A 13,499-nucleotide genomic window follows, 5' to 3' on the forward strand; every position below is an offset into this window, starting at 1 on the left:
CATCTGTACCCGGGAACAAATCCGGAAGCACGTCAGTTGTTAGTATCAGGAACCACCAAGGTTTCCGGTTTAGGATCGTAGACATTCCGCGGTTTCTACCGCGGACGGATCGATAAAGGGAGCAGGACATACACATGGTGAAGCAACCCGTGTCCGTGAACGGCGTCATTCGCTGGCGGGATGTAGGGTTGGCGGAAGATGCACACCGGGAGCCTAAGGAGCGCAAAATGGTAGTTCTACGCCACGAGATTGGTGATGTACTCCGCGACGTCCGTCAGCGCCAGGGCCGTACCCTGCGTGAGGTGTCGCACAGTGCCCGGGTCTCGCTCGGTTACCTGAGCGAAGTTGAACGGGGCCAGAAGGAAGCTTCTTCTGAACTCCTGTCTTCAATCTGCAGTGCTCTCGATGTACCTCTGTCCCTGATGCTTCGTGAGGTCAGTGACCGTGTGGCCAGCGCCGAAGGCGTTTCCATTCCCGATACGGTTCCAACGGAATTCTCGCGCGAATTTGCCCGTGATTTCCCGGAGGACCTGGCTCGGGACCTGGCCCGCACACCGTAACAACCTCGGGCAGCTTCTGCTGCCCGTCCCAAGACATACCGAAAGACCCTGCCTCCCGGCGGGGTCTTTTCGTTTGTCCTGCGGGAATCGATTGTCAGGAAGAGGGCACGGTGCCGGGCACCTCGGAGGCGTTGAGTTTGTGAAGCAGCACGCCAAGCGTCTGCAGTTCCTCCTCATCCCAGGAAGAAAGGAGGGCGCGGAAGTGCTTCTCGCGGGCGCGCTGGGCCTTCATCAGCTGCTCACTGCCGGAGTCAGTCAAACTGATCGTCTGTGCCCTGCCGTCCTCAGGGTCCGCCTGCTTGCGGACCAGCCCCAGGGACTCGAGCATCACGATCTGCCGGCTCACGGATGGTTTGCCGACGCCTATCGCTGCGGCAACATCAGTCAGCCGCAGCGGGCCCCGCCTCTGCAGCAGTACCAGCAGGCCGTAGGCTGCCGGCTCAAGATCCGGATGTACTGCCTTGGCGACCCGGTGCGAGACAGCACGGGCGCGGCGCCACAGGACACTGAGCTCCTGTTCAAGGGTCTCGACTGCCCTGCTCGGAGCGGACTGTATTGCCGGCGGCTTTTCGGTCATGGACCCTATTCTAGTTGGCGCCCGTCCCACACCAGCCGAGCACTCCGCTGCCTGCCGGGAAGACCGGGCCCGGGCGGCCGCACGGCGTGAGAGGATTAATTGATGCGTATCAGCGATTTCTGGCGGCTTATGGACGACGAATTCGGCCCAGCCTATTCACGAGTGCTGGCCGGGGACCTCGTTCTGACCGGTCTCGGCGGCATGACGGCGCAGCAGGCCCTGGAGAGGGGAACCGAGCCAAAACGCGTTTGGCTGGCGGTGTGCGACATGCAGGAAGTGCCGCAGGACCGCCGTCTTGGACGGGACATCAAGCCCAAGCAGGTCTAGACACGCGGGAGGATCTATTCGAATATCTGTTCGGATCCCGATATGCTCCTACACAGGGGCACGCCACTGGTCCGCCCCGCTCCGGCTGTCCACACCGGCACCTGCCAGCCACGGCAATGTCAGTGCCGTCGCATACGGTTTTCAGTGAGCAACCGACAGCAGGCCCACGGGCCGGGAACATCAGCAACAGCCACAACAACAGAGGTGAAGAATGGCCGCTCCAGACCGCGCCAAAGCACTCGAAGCAGCACTGGCCCAGATCGACAAGCAGTTCGGCAAGGGTTCGATCATGCGGCTGGGCGACGAGACCCGCGCCCCAATCGAAACAATCTCCACCAGCTCCATTGCGCTTGATATCGCGCTGGGCATTGGCGGACTGCCCCGCGGCCGTGTCGTAGAGATCTACGGTCCCGAGTCCTCGGGTAAGACCACCGTGGCGCTTCACGCCGTAGCCAACGCGCAGAAGAACGGCGGCATCGCCGCGTTCATCGACGCCGAGCACGCGCTGGACCCCGAGTACGCCAAGAAGCTGGGCGTGGACACAGACGCCCTGCTGGTTTCCCAGCCGGACACCGGTGAGCAGGCCCTGGAAATCATGGACATGCTGGTCGGTTCCGGCTCTCTGGACATCGTCGTTATCGACTCCGTTGCCGCACTGGTGCCCCGTGCCGAAATCGAAGGCGAAATGGGCGACAGCCACGTCGGCCTGCAGGCACGCCTCATGAGCCAGGCGCTGCGAAAGATCACCGGCCGCCTGAGCCAGACAAAAACCACCGCGATCTTCATCAACCAGCTCCGCGAGAAGATCGGTGTGTTCTTCGGCAGCCCTGAAACCACCACCGGTGGCAAGGCGCTCAAGTTCTACGCCTCCGTACGCATCGACGTACGCCGGATCGAGACGCTCAAGGAAGGTACCAACCCGGTTGGTAACCGCACCCGCGCCAAGATCGTCAAGAACAAGATGGCCCCGCCCTTCAAGCAGGCCGAGTTCGACATCATTTACGGCCAGGGTATTTCCCGTGAAGGCGGCCTGATCGACATGGGCGTTGAGCACGGAATCGTCAAGAAGTCGGGTGCCTGGTTCACCTACGACGGGGATCAGCTTGGCCAGGGCAAGGAAAATTCCCGGCGGTTCCTGCGGGATAACCCGGAGCTGGCAGATGAGATCGAACGGCGCCTGCGCGTGAAGCTCGGTGTTGATGCACAGCCCGAAGAGCAGGTTGCCGACGACAAGGCCAAAGCAGCAGCACCCGGAGCCTAGTCCCCGCAATGCAGCAGCACCGCCGACGCAAGCCGGGAGTGGACAGCCAGAAAGGGCCCACTCCCGGTTCACCGGCCGATTCAACTCCTGAGGTAGATCCCTACTCAGTTGCCAGGGCGATCGTTCTCCGCCAGCTGACCAGTTCCGCCAAGAGCCGGAAGCAGCTTGCCGACAAACTGGCCGAGAGGGATGTCCCGGAAGAAGTCGCCGAAGCTGTGCTGGACCGGTTCGAAGAGGTCCAGCTCATAGACGACGCAGAGTTTGCCCGCATGTGGGTTCGAAGCAGGTCCCAGACCCGTTCCCTGGCACGCTCCGCCATTCGGCGCGAGCTGTCGGAGAAGGGGATCGACCCGGAACTGGCTGAGGATGCACTGGAACAGATCAGCTCAGACGATGAGGCTGAGGCCGCCAGGGCCCTGGTCGAACGTAAGCTCAGCCGGGCCGCCGTGCCGCAGGATCCTAAGGAGAGGGATAAGCAGGTGCGCCGGCTGGTTTCAATGCTTGCCCGCAAGGGTTATTCGCCGGGTTTGGGATTCTCTGTGGTGAACGACATTCTCGCCGCGCAGGAAAGCGGCGAGTTGTAGGCCAGAGCAGGCTTGGCCCGCGCACATACGTCCGGCACACGCGCGCAAAGCGTGCCGTATGCTGTCATCACTATGTTTACCGTGAGGTTATTGGGGCCAGAGTTGCGCCGTCCTGCCCTGACCGCAGCTGCGCCTGCCCTGACCGCGGCAGCGGTGTCGTGTCTGATGGCAGCGGCCCTGCTTGTCGGTGCCACTCCGGCGGCGGCGGGGGAGTACCCGACGTGGGACGAGGTCGCCGCAGCGAGGGCAGACACCGCCGCTACCGAAGAACAGGTTCGCGAGCTTGAGGGGCATCTGGACCGGCTCCACGCCGAAGCCGGAAGCCTGGGCAACGCCGCAGTCACTGCGTCGAGCCATTATGAGAGCCTTCGGTCAGAGCTGGTAGCCAGCGATGCGAGGCTGGCCGATCTCGCTGCCCGGCGCAGCGCCGCTTCGGCGCGTGCATCCGAACTGCGCAGCCAGGTCGGTGCCCTGGCTGCCCAGACCTACAAGACCGGCGGAATGGACAGCACCGTCCTGTTTATTCTTGACGCCGACGAAGGTGCCGCGCACTTCGACCGGCTCAGCACGCTGTCCCTCGTCACCGAAAGGACTTCGCGTCTTTTCGAAGAAGCCGCAGCGGCAGAGCAGACGGCCGAGTCCCTGGAAGAGACTGAGCAGTCAGCCCGCGAGGCAAGGGAGAAGCTGACCGAATCCGCCGAGGCACAGTACCGGGACGCGGAAGCTGCGACGGCAGCGGCCGAGAAAGCCGTTCGCGAGCAGGAGGAACGCACCGCCGTTCTGGCTGCCCAGCTGGCCGAGCTGCGCAATACCACTGCCGAAGCAGAGATGAGCAGGCTGCAGGCGGCCCGGCTTGAAGAGTCTGTCCGCCAGCAGGCGGAGCAGGCAGGCAAGGAAGCCGGGAAAACTCCGCCGCGGGAAGCCGGGACAGTGATTAATCCCACACGTCCCACAAGCCCCGCAGTGCCGGAGAACCCCGTTGCTCCGGCTCCCGCGCCTGCGCCGGCGCCGTCGAACCCGCCTGTAGCGGCGCCCCAGCCCCCGGCTCCGGCGCCGGTTCCAGCACCCCAGCCTCCGCCGCCCCCACCTCCCGCTGCCCCGGTCAATGACCCGGCAGGCGCGCAGGCATACGCGTCGTCACTCATGCCGGGCTACGGGTGGAGCAGCGGCGAGTTCCGGTGCCTGGTCGATCTGTGGAACCGCGAATCAAACTGGCTGACCAGCGCCATGAATCCGTACAGCGGAGCCTATGGAATTCCGCAGTCCCTTCCCGGCGACAAAATGGCCGCCTCGGGCAGTGACTGGCGCACCAACTACCGTACCCAGATCCACTGGGGACTCAGCTACATCAGCTGGCGTTATTCCACCCCGTGCGTAGCATGGGCACACTCGGAGCGCGTGGGCTGGTATTAAAGCGGGTTCGTTACCATTCCGCAACACGGCCGTTACCGTTTCGCGATCTGTCCCAGAAACTGTGTGTACAGTCCCGGTCTTATGAATAACTCTCAGGGACGTCGTGAACAAAGACGCCGGCGCGTGGTCCAGCGCCGCCGGGACCGGATGAAGGCCGGGGCAGCAGTAGTGGCTCTGGGCGGTCTGGTTGTCCTGGGTACGGCCGGTGCTGCTGCAGGGGACGAGGATCTCCGCGCCACCGCCGGCATTCAGCTGGCCAGCATAGCCCTTCCGCTGTTTGCCGAGGACCGCGCATCAGAGCCAACACCGTCTGCCGTTCCTGACAGCGCCGAAAGTGACGCTTCTCCTGCCCCGGAGAGCACCCCCGCAGCCGGGGGCGGCGAGGAAGAGGCTAAGCAGGACGCCGCTGCCGCTGACGCCGCTGCCGCCGACGTCGTTGCCGCCGAGGAGGCTGCGCAGGCAGCTGCCGCCCGCCAGGCCGAGGAAGCCGCCGCATCAGCTGCAGCCGAACAGGCCCAGGCTGCCGAGCGGGCAGCCGCTGAGGAAGCCGCCCGGATCGCCGCCGCGTCTGTACCCGTGGATGACCCGGCCGGGGCGAAAGCCTACGCATCGTCCGTACTGGGATCCCACGGCTGGGATGCCTCGCAGATGACCTGCCTGGACACACTTTGGAACAAGGAATCGGAGTGGCTGACCAGCGCAACCAACGCAAGCTCTGGTGCCTACGGTATTCCCCAGGCGCTTCCGGGTATCAAGCTGGCCACGGCCGGCGGTGACTGGCAGACCAGCTACCGTACCCAGGTCGACTGGGGACTGACCTACATCGAATCCCGCTATGGCAGCCCCTGCTCGGCGCTGAACTTCCACTACGCCAACAACTGGTACTAGTCCCTTCCTCCGCCGAGGAGACCGAAGAAGGCCTTTCCACGCCGGGAAGGCCTTCTTTTTGTCCTCCCGGCCGGATTGGGGAGCCGGTTGCGCGGGGACGTACCCTTGTATGGTGAGCCTGTCAGTATCGCGCCCCGCCCCTGTTCAGCTAAACGGCCTGGACACCGAAGAGCATCCCCGTACCTATCAGGTGCGGACCTTCGGCTGCCAGATGAACGTCCATGATTCCGAGCGCATCTCCGGACTCCTCGAAGACGCCGGCTACGTCCCGGCAGAGGAGGGGGACGCCGACGTCGTTGTGTTCAATACCTGCGCCGTGCGCGAGAACGCCGACAACAAGCTCTACGGCAACCTGGGCCAGCTTGCCCACGTCAAGGAAACCCGTCCCGGCATGCAAATTGCGGTGGGCGGATGCCTGGCCCAGAAGGACAGGGACACCATCCTTGCCAAGGCCCCCTTTGTGGACGCAGTCTTCGGTACGCATAACATCGGCTCCCTGCCTGCACTGCTGGAGCGTGCCCGGCACAACGACGCAGCCCAGCTGGAGATCCTGGAATCCCTCGAAGTCTTCCCGTCCACGCTGCCCACCAAACGGGACTCGGTCTACTCCGGCTGGGTCTCCATCTCAGTCGGCTGCAACAACACCTGCACGTTCTGCATCGTGCCCTCTCTTCGCGGCAAGGAACGCGACCGGCGTCCCGGAGAAATCCTTGCCGAAGTCCAGGCTCTGGTAGACGACGGCGCCATTGAAGTCACGCTGCTTGGCCAGAACGTGAATTCCTACGGTGTGGAGTTCGGCGACCGGGGAGCGTTCGCGAAGCTGCTGCGCGCGTGCGGCTCAATCGAAGGACTTGAGCGGGTGCGCTTCACCAGCCCGCATCCGGCCGCATTCACTGATGACGTCATTGACGCCATGGCAGAAACCCACAACGTGATGCCGCAGCTGCACATGCCGCTGCAGTCAGGATCGGACAAGGTCCTCAAGGACATGCGCCGTTCCTACCGTTCCAAGAAGTTCCTCGGGATCCTGGAGAAGGTCCGCCGGCAGATGCCGCACGCGGCGATTTCCACTGACATCATCGTCGGTTTCCCGGGGGAGACGGAGGAAGACTTCCAGGCAACCCTCGACGTCGTCGAGCAGGCCCGGTTCGCCACCGCCTTTACCTTCCAGTACTCCAAGCGTCCCGGCACCCCGGCGGCTGATCTGCCGGACCAGCTGCCCAAGGCAGTGGTGCAGGAACGCTTCGAGCGGCTCACGGCACTGCAGGACCGCATCGCAGCGGAAGAAAACGCCAAGCAGGTCGGCACCACCGTCGAGGTCATGGTCACCGCAGCTGCCGGCCGCAAGTCGGAGGAAACCGGACGGCTCTCCGGACGTTCCCGCGACCAGCGCCTGGTGCACTTCTCCGTGCCCGAAGGAGCGCCTGTTCCCCGACCCGGAGACCTCGTAACGGTTCCGGTGACCTCCGCGGCTGCCTTCCACCTGGTCGCCGATCCGGCCTCCGCTGCCGACTACTCCGTGCGCCGGTCCCGCGCCGGTGATGCCTGGGACCGGTCCCAGGCAGAGTCCTGCGGCGTTCCGGCCGCCGACGGCGCCGCGCGCGCCGGTGTCTCACTCGGCATGCCTGCCCTGCCGCCGCGCCTGTGACGGCAGGCACGCTGCCGGTCATCGCCGTCGTCGGACCCACCGGCTCCGGCAAGTCCGATCTGGGTGTTGCGCTGGCTCAACGCCTCGGCGGGGAAATCATCAACGCCGATTCAATGCAGTTCTACCGCGGCATGGATATTGGCACAGCCAAGCTCCCGGAGGACGAACGCGGCGGCATACCGCACCATCTCCTGGACATCCTGGATGTCACCGAAGAGGCCAGCGTCTCCGATTTCCAGGCCCAGGCCAGGGAGACCATCGACCGGATCCGCTCGCGGGGCAACTACCCGATCCTGGTCGGCGGATCCGGGCTTTATGTCCGGGCAGCACTGGATGTGCTTGAATTCCCCGGAACCGATCCCCAGCTGCGGCGCAGGATCGAAGACGAGCTCGAATCCGTTGGATTTGAAGCACTGCGCGCAAAACTGCGGGACGTCGATCCGGTCTCCGCAGACCGTCTTGGTGATGCCCGGAGAGTAGTGCGTGCGCTGGAAGTGCACGCACTGACCGGCCGGCCCTTCAGCTCGTTTATGCCGGAGCGCACCTACTATCAGCCGGCCGTCCAGCTGGGCCTTGCCGTGGAACGTCCCGTGCTCCATGTTCGGCTGGCACGGCGCGTGGACCAGATGGTGCAGCAGGGGCTGCTTGACGAAGTCAGGGTACTGGACGCCGCAGGCCTGCGCAGCGGCAGGACAGCCTCGCGGGCACTGGGGTACGCACAGTTCCTGAAAGTTCTGGACGGCCACTGGAACACTGGGCAGGCGGTGGAGGACACCGTGATTGCCACCCGGAAGTTCGCCCGCCGCCAGCTGACCTGGTTCCGGGCAGACCCCCGGGTCACCTGGCTGGACTTCGATAATCCCGAACTGCTGAAGGCTGCGACCACCGCTATTCTTGAGGGGTGAGCACAACTTCCCCCGCCGCCCTGTCCGCTTCCGGCCTGCCGTCCGGCCTCGCCGGCCTCGCTTTGGCGAAAGGACACGGCACCGGCAACGACTTTGTCCTGGTCGCTGATCCCGACGGACTGCGGGACTACGACGCCGCCGACGTGGCCGCCGTCTGCGACCGCCACAACGGAATCGGCGCGGACGGATTCATCCGTGCTGTCCATTCCGTCCACGTACCGGAGGGCCAGGCGCTGCTGCAGTCCAACCCCGAAGCGCAGTGGTTTATGGACTACCGCAACGGCGACGGCAGCGTTTCTGAAATGTGCGGCAACGGGGTGCGGGTCTTCGTCCACTTCCTGATCGAAGAGGGACTTGCCGAGCTTGCTGAAGGTGAAGTGCTGGCAATCGGCACCCGGGCGGGGCTGAAGACTGTCACCCGCACCGGTACCGGCTATGCCGTGGACATGGGGCCGTGGGAGTTCATCTTCCCGGACCACGCTGCCGCCAAGGCGATGGATACCGTGGTTAACGCCGGGGGACTGGAAGTTCCGCGCCCCGGGCTCTCGGTGAGCATGGGCAACCCCCACACGGTCGTTGCGCTGGCTGAACTCTCCGAGCTGGCCGCAACGGACCTGGTGAATGCACCCAGTGTGGAACCGGTCCCTGAAGACGGAACCAACGTTGAATTCGTGGTCCCTGCCGAGCCGCTGGTGGTCGACGGCGTGGGCCAGCTGACCATGCGGGTGCACGAACGCGGCGTCGGGGAAACCCTTTCCTGCGGCACCGGGGCGTGCGCCGCCGCCGTCGCCACGCGTTTCTGGGCCGGAGCCGGCGCACCAAATGCCTGGAGCGTCGCAGTGCCCGGGGGAGTTCTGGGTATCCGCTTCCTCACCGGGCCGGACGGGCGCGAGCACGTGGAACTCAGCGGGCCCGCTGTGCTGGTGGCCCGCGGAACCCTGCTCTAGGAGGCGGGTCCGGGAAAGGGCCGGTCAGGCGCTGCGCTGGACCTTGATAATGCGGAAGGACTTCGCGGTGCTGTACCGGCTCACGCTGAAGTCCGCGCCCAGGTTCTCCGCCAGCCAGCGCTGAAGCGAATCCGACCCAAGGTTCTTCTGGACCACCAGCCAGGCGGTTCCGTCCGGTGCCAGCCGCGGCAGCCACAGCAGCAGCAGGGCATGCAGCTCATCCTTGCCGACCCGGATGGGCGGGTTGGACCAGATGGTCTCGAACCGAAGGGACGGGTCGACGTCGGCGGGCAGGCTGGCGTGGACATTGGAGAGTCCCAGCGTGGCGGCATTGTCACGTGTGAGGCCCAGGGAGCGCTCGTTCACGTCCACCGCGTACACCTGCGCTGCGGGCGATTTCAGGGCCATGGTCAGCGCGATCGGGCCCCAGCCGCAACCAATGTCCAGCAGGTTGCCTTCGGCAGCCGGATCGGGAATACCGGAGAGCAGTACCTGCGTTCCCTTATCAACACCGTCAGGAGAGAAGATCCCGCCGGAAGTGGCGAGGGTGACCTCGCGTCCTGCCAAGGTGACAGACAGCGGCCTGCGGACCTCCGGCGTCGCCGGCTGTGAACTGAAGTAATGCTCTGAACCCATAACTATCAAGGTTAGTGGCTGGACGGCCGCCGGATGCACGCAGAGGTCCTCCAGCCCTCCCTTACCTCTGTTGCACAACCTCGCGGACTCCCGCCACAATGTGGGTCCACTGGCCTACCATGGTTAACACCGCTTCTAAGGAGATTATGACCATCAACAATTCCCGTCCCGCCGCCGGCTCGACGCCCACGGACTTGAAGCCCGAAGAAATCCAGGGTGTCATCGACCGGATCCTGGCAAAGGACGACGCTGCTGCTGCCAAGCAGAGCGTTACGCCGGCCGGCGGATTCCGCGGCCAGGCACAGGCGCTGTCGGCCCAGGAAGCGGAGCACTCTGACTTCGACGGGGATCAGCAGGACCTTCAGGACCGCCGCGCCCTCAGGCGTGTTGCCGGTCTCTCCACAGAGCTTGAAGACGTCACCGAGGTTGAGTACCGGCAGCTTCGGCTGGAACGGGTTGTCCTGGCCGGACTGTGGACCGAGGGTACGGCCGCCGACGCCGAGAACTCGCTGCGTGAACTGGCCGCACTGGCCGAAACAGCCGGTTCCGAAGTGCTGGACGGGATGATCCAGCGCCGGCTGAAGCCGGACCCCGGAACCTTCCTGGGGTCAGGCAAGGCGCAGGAACTCAAGGACGTTGTGATGGCTACCGGCGCGGACACCGTCATTGTGGACAGCGAACTTTCGCCCTCCCAGCGACGCGGGCTGGAAGACATTGTCAAGGTGAAGGTCATTGACCGCACCGCGCTGATCCTGGACATCTTCGCCCAGCACGCCAAGTCCCGCGAGGGCAAGGCCCAGGTTGAGCTGGCCCAGCTTGAATACCTCCTTCCGCGTCTGCGCGGCTGGGGCGAATCGATGTCCCGCCAGGCCGGTGGACAGGTCGGCAGTGCCGGAGCAGGTATGGGATCGCGCGGCCCCGGTGAAACCAAGATCGAACTTGACCGCCGGAAGATCCGCACCCGCATGGCCAAGCTGCGCCGCGAGATTGCCGGCATGAAGCCCGCCCGGGAAACCAAGCGTGCAAACCGCCAGCGGAACCAGATCCCGTCCGTGGCGATTGCCGGCTACACGAACGCAGGAAAATCCTCGCTGCTGAACAGGCTCACGGATGCAGGGGTCCTGGTGGAGAACGCACTGTTCGCCACCCTGGATCCGACCATCCGCCGAGCCGAAACCCCGGACGGACTGGGTTACACGCTGGCTGACACCGTGGGATTTGTGCGCTCCCTGCCAACCCAGCTGGTGGAAGCCTTCCGGTCCACCCTGGAAGAAGTTGCCGACGCCGACCTGATCCTGCACGTAGTGGATGCCTCCCACCCGGATCCTGAAGGACAGATCGCGGCCGTGCGTTCCGTCCTGGCCGATGTTGACGCCCGCCGGATCCCCGAGATCATCGTGCTGAACAAGGCTGACGCCGCCGACCCGTTCGTCATCGAACGGCTGCGCCAGCGGGAACCGCGGACCGTGGTGGTCTCGGCCCGCACCGGAGAGGGCATTGAGGAACTCCTCCAGGCCATCTCCGAAGGAATTCCCCGGCCCGGCGTGGAACTGGACCTGATGGTTCCCTACGAACGCGGCGACGTCGTTTCCCGCCTGCACAGTCAGGACGCCGAAATTCTTTCGCTTGAACATGAGGAAAGCGGTACCCGGATGAGGGTCAAGGTCCGCGATTCGCTGGCTCCGGAGCTGGAGCCGTTCCTCAACCATGCCTAAGAAAGACATCGCTGCGGAGGTCCTGGACCTGCTGGAGACCGCCATTGCAGCCATGGGCGGACAGCAGCGTCCGGGACAGCAGCAAATGGCCCGGGAAGTTGCTGAATCGATTGAGTCGGGTCAGCACCTCCTGGTTCAGGCAGGAACCGGCACCGGCAAGTCACTTGCCTACCTGGTGCCCCTGATCCACCATGCGCTGCAAAGCAGTAAACCGGCTCTTGTCTCCACGGCTACCCTGGCGCTGCAGGCACAGATCGTCGGCCGCGACGTACCGCGCCTGCTGACTGCCCTGAAGCCCAAGCTGCCCCGGGATGTGGACGTTGCCCTGCTGAAGGGGCGCAGCAACTACGTCTGCGTGCATAAGACCGGAGGCGGCTTCCCCGACGACGACGACCCCGGAGCGCTGTTCTCCCTGAGTGAGGAAAAGGCCGTCCCGCATCCTGCCCCGGCGCCCGGAGCCACCTCGGCGCTCGGGCGTGAGGTTGTCCGGCTGCGTGAATGGGCAGAGGAAACCGAGACGGGCGACCGCGACGAACTCCTCCCTGGAGTCAGCGACCGCGCCTGGCGGCAGGTCTCCGTCACCGCCATGGAATGCCTGGGCGCCCAGCGCTGCCCCGTCGCAGAACACTGCTTCAGCGAACAGGCCAGGGCGAAGGCTGCCGTCGCCGACCTGGTGATCACCAACCACGCAATGCTCGCCATCAGCGCCTTCGAAGGACTTGCCGTCCTGCCGGATTACGACGTTGTGGTGATTGACGAGGCCCATGAGCTCCAGGACCGGGTCACGGGCGCAGTCACCGGTCAGCTCTCCGGCACGGTCATCAGCGCAGCCGTGACGGCCGCCCGCAAGCACACATCGGCGTCGGTCGAGGAGCTGGCCGCCGCGGGCCGGGCGTTCGATCTTTCGGTTGAGGGCATTCCCGCCGGCCTGCTGCCCACCGGGCTCAACGAGGAACAGCAGCTGGCAGTGGCCCGGGTACGCGAGGCGTGCCGGGTTGCATTATCGGACTCCAAGCCGGAAGGCGGCGACGCCGGCGACGGCGGGCGCCAGATGGCGCGGTCCCGCCTCCTCGCGGTACTTGAACTCTGTGAGCGCGTGCTCGAAGCTCCGGAATCCGGTGAGGTCCTGTGGGCTTCACGTCCCAGCACTTTCTCGCCGGGGGAGGGCTATTCGCCGCCGGACGAGTCGGCACCTGCAACGCTCAACGTGGCACCGATTTCGGTGGCCGGCCGGCTGAGGGACGGACTGTTTGACGGGCACACTGTTGTGCTCACCTCGGCCACGCTCGCTATTGGCTCGGAGTTTGGGCCCGTGGCCGGCGGGCTGGGCCTGAGCGGTGCCGGCGCTCCCGCTTGGACGGGCACCGACGTCGGAAGTCCGTTCGACTACCCGCGCCAGGGTGTGCTGTACGTCGCGCGTGACCTGCCCAAGCCCGACCGCGGCACGTCGCCGGCACAGCTGGCCGAACTTGAAGCGCTGCTGAAGGCTTCCGGAGGCGCGGCACTGGGACTCTTCTCCTCGCGCCGTGCGGCGGAGGATGCTGCTGCTGCGCTCCGGGACAAAGTGGATTTCCCGATTCTCTGCCAGGGTGAGTCCTCAATGTCCGCCCTCGTGAAGCAGTTCGCGGAGGAGGATTCGACGTGTCTGTTTGGAACAATGTCCCTCTGGCAGGGAGTCGACGTGCCCGGTGACGCCTGCCGGCTGGTGGTCATTGACCGGATCCCGTTCCCCCGGCCGGATGACCCGCTGATGACAGCCCGCACCCGTGCGGTGGCCAAGGCAGGCGGAAACGGGTTTATGACCGTCTCTGCGACCCATGCCGCAGTCCGGCTTGCCCAGGGCGCCGGCCGGCTTATCCGCGCCGCGGGGGACCGGGGCATGGTCGCTGTGCTTGATTCACGGCTGGCAACGGCCAGGTATGGAGGGTTCCTGCGTGCGGCTCTGCCGCCGTTCTGGTCCACTACCGACAGGACCGTCGCCCTGGGCATTCTGGAGCGGCTGAACACCGGACAGCGCGCGGACGCCTAGCCGCGCCGG

The 13,499-nt window shown here is 65.2% G+C and carries 13 protein-coding genes; 11 read left to right on the forward strand and 2 right to left on the reverse strand.

The genetic code is table 11. The features are described 5' to 3' along the window. The first annotated feature begins 134 nt into the window (after positions 1-134). Entirely contained in the window at positions 135-560 is a 426-nt protein-coding gene (locus FYJ28_RS08605) for a helix-turn-helix domain-containing protein (RefSeq protein WP_055240461.1), read from the forward strand. Positions 561-654: 94 nt separating this feature from the next. Here the strand turns inward: FYJ28_RS08605 and FYJ28_RS08610 are convergent, their stop codons facing one another. Then, positions 655-1,137, reverse strand: a complete 483-nt coding sequence (locus tag FYJ28_RS08610; protein WP_055240462.1) for a MarR family winged helix-turn-helix transcriptional regulator — start codon at positions 1,135-1,137, stop codon at positions 655-657. 102 nt (positions 1,138-1,239) lie between these two features. Between FYJ28_RS08610 and FYJ28_RS08615 the strand changes: the two genes are divergently transcribed. The 8 genes from FYJ28_RS08615 to dapF all read left to right on the forward strand — a co-directional run bounded on the left by FYJ28_RS08615 (position 1,240) and on the right by dapF (position 9,110). Next, entirely contained in the window at positions 1,240-1,464 is a 225-nt protein-coding gene (locus FYJ28_RS08615; protein WP_055240463.1) for a DUF3046 domain-containing protein, read from the forward strand. Between the two features lie 211 nt (positions 1,465-1,675). Continuing rightward, positions 1,676-2,725, forward strand: a complete 1,050-nt coding sequence (gene recA, locus FYJ28_RS08620; protein WP_055240464.1) for a recombinase RecA — start codon at positions 1,676-1,678, stop codon at positions 2,723-2,725. An 8-nt stretch (positions 2,726-2,733) separates the two neighbouring features. Further along, complete coding sequence (locus FYJ28_RS08625; RefSeq protein WP_154578995.1) at positions 2,734-3,309, forward strand: regulatory protein RecX; 576 nt, start codon at positions 2,734-2,736, stop codon at positions 3,307-3,309. A 90-nt stretch (positions 3,310-3,399) separates the two neighbouring features. Further along, on the forward strand, positions 3,400-4,722 hold the full coding sequence (locus tag FYJ28_RS08630; protein WP_154578996.1) for a coiled-coil domain-containing protein: 1,323 nt from the start codon (positions 3,400-3,402) through the stop codon (positions 4,720-4,722). A gap of 81 nt (positions 4,723-4,803) precedes the next feature. Then, on the forward strand, positions 4,804-5,610 hold the full coding sequence (locus FYJ28_RS08635) for a hypothetical protein (RefSeq protein WP_154578997.1): 807 nt from the start codon (positions 4,804-4,806) through the stop codon (positions 5,608-5,610). Between the two features lie 118 nt (positions 5,611-5,728). Continuing rightward, entirely contained in the window at positions 5,729-7,258 is a 1,530-nt protein-coding gene (miaB, locus tag FYJ28_RS08640; protein WP_268235004.1) for a tRNA (N6-isopentenyl adenosine(37)-C2)-methylthiotransferase MiaB, read from the forward strand. Beyond that, positions 7,255-8,163: a tRNA (adenosine(37)-N6)-dimethylallyltransferase MiaA gene (miaA, locus tag FYJ28_RS08645; protein ID WP_326831610.1), complete on the forward strand. Its 909-nt coding sequence runs from the start codon at positions 7,255-7,257 to the stop codon at positions 8,161-8,163. The genes miaB and miaA overlap by 4 nt, the downstream gene beginning before the upstream one ends. Further along, a complete protein-coding gene (dapF, locus tag FYJ28_RS08650) occupies positions 8,160-9,110 on the forward strand; it encodes a diaminopimelate epimerase (RefSeq protein ID WP_326831611.1) in 951 nt (316 codons plus the stop codon). The genes miaA and dapF overlap by 4 nt, the downstream gene beginning before the upstream one ends. A 24-nt stretch (positions 9,111-9,134) precedes the next feature. On the opposite strand, the gene FYJ28_RS08655 is transcribed toward dapF, so the two are convergent. Then, positions 9,135-9,746: a class I SAM-dependent methyltransferase gene (locus FYJ28_RS08655; protein ID WP_055240469.1), complete on the reverse strand. Its 612-nt coding sequence runs from the start codon at positions 9,744-9,746 to the stop codon at positions 9,135-9,137. Positions 9,747-9,892: 146 nt separating this feature from the next. On the opposite strand from FYJ28_RS08655, the gene hflX reads away from it, so the two are divergent. Continuing rightward, a complete protein-coding gene (gene hflX, locus FYJ28_RS08660) occupies positions 9,893-11,461 on the forward strand; it encodes a GTPase HflX (RefSeq protein WP_154578999.1) in 1,569 nt (522 codons plus the stop codon). Beyond that, a complete protein-coding gene (locus tag FYJ28_RS08665; RefSeq protein ID WP_154579000.1) occupies positions 11,454-13,490 on the forward strand; it encodes an ATP-dependent DNA helicase in 2,037 nt (678 codons plus the stop codon). Before hflX ends, FYJ28_RS08665 begins: the two co-directional genes overlap by 8 nt. The last annotated feature ends 9 nt before the right edge of the window (positions 13,491-13,499 follow it).

The organism is Arthrobacter sp. BL-252-APC-1A (genome assembly GCF_009696625.1).
Classification (GTDB): Bacteria; Actinomycetota; Actinomycetes; order Actinomycetales; family Micrococcaceae; genus Arthrobacter_B.

What these genes read in the sequence shown, in the direction of transcription:
- FYJ28_RS08605 (WP_055240461.1), top strand. Translation starts at nt 135, where the DNA reads ATGGTGAAGCAACCCGTGTCCGTGAACGGCGTCATTCGCTGGCGGGAT.
- FYJ28_RS08610 (WP_055240462.1), bottom strand. Translation starts at nt 1,137, where the DNA reads ATGACCGAAAAGCCGCCGGCAATACAGTCCGCTCCGAGCAGGGCAGTC.
- FYJ28_RS08615 (WP_055240463.1), top strand. Translation starts at nt 1,240, where the DNA reads ATGCGTATCAGCGATTTCTGGCGGCTTATGGACGACGAATTCGGCCCA.
- recA (WP_055240464.1), top strand. Translation starts at nt 1,676, where the DNA reads ATGGCCGCTCCAGACCGCGCCAAAGCACTCGAAGCAGCACTGGCCCAG.
- FYJ28_RS08625 (WP_154578995.1), top strand. Translation starts at nt 2,734, where the DNA reads ATGCAGCAGCACCGCCGACGCAAGCCGGGAGTGGACAGCCAGAAAGGG.
- FYJ28_RS08635 (WP_154578997.1), top strand. Translation starts at nt 4,804, where the DNA reads ATGAATAACTCTCAGGGACGTCGTGAACAAAGACGCCGGCGCGTGGTC.
- FYJ28_RS08655 (WP_055240469.1), bottom strand. Translation starts at nt 9,746, where the DNA reads ATGGGTTCAGAGCATTACTTCAGTTCACAGCCGGCGACGCCGGAGGTC.
- hflX (WP_154578999.1), top strand. Translation starts at nt 9,893, where the DNA reads ATGACCATCAACAATTCCCGTCCCGCCGCCGGCTCGACGCCCACGGAC.
- FYJ28_RS08665 (WP_154579000.1), top strand. Translation starts at nt 11,454, where the DNA reads ATGCCTAAGAAAGACATCGCTGCGGAGGTCCTGGACCTGCTGGAGACC.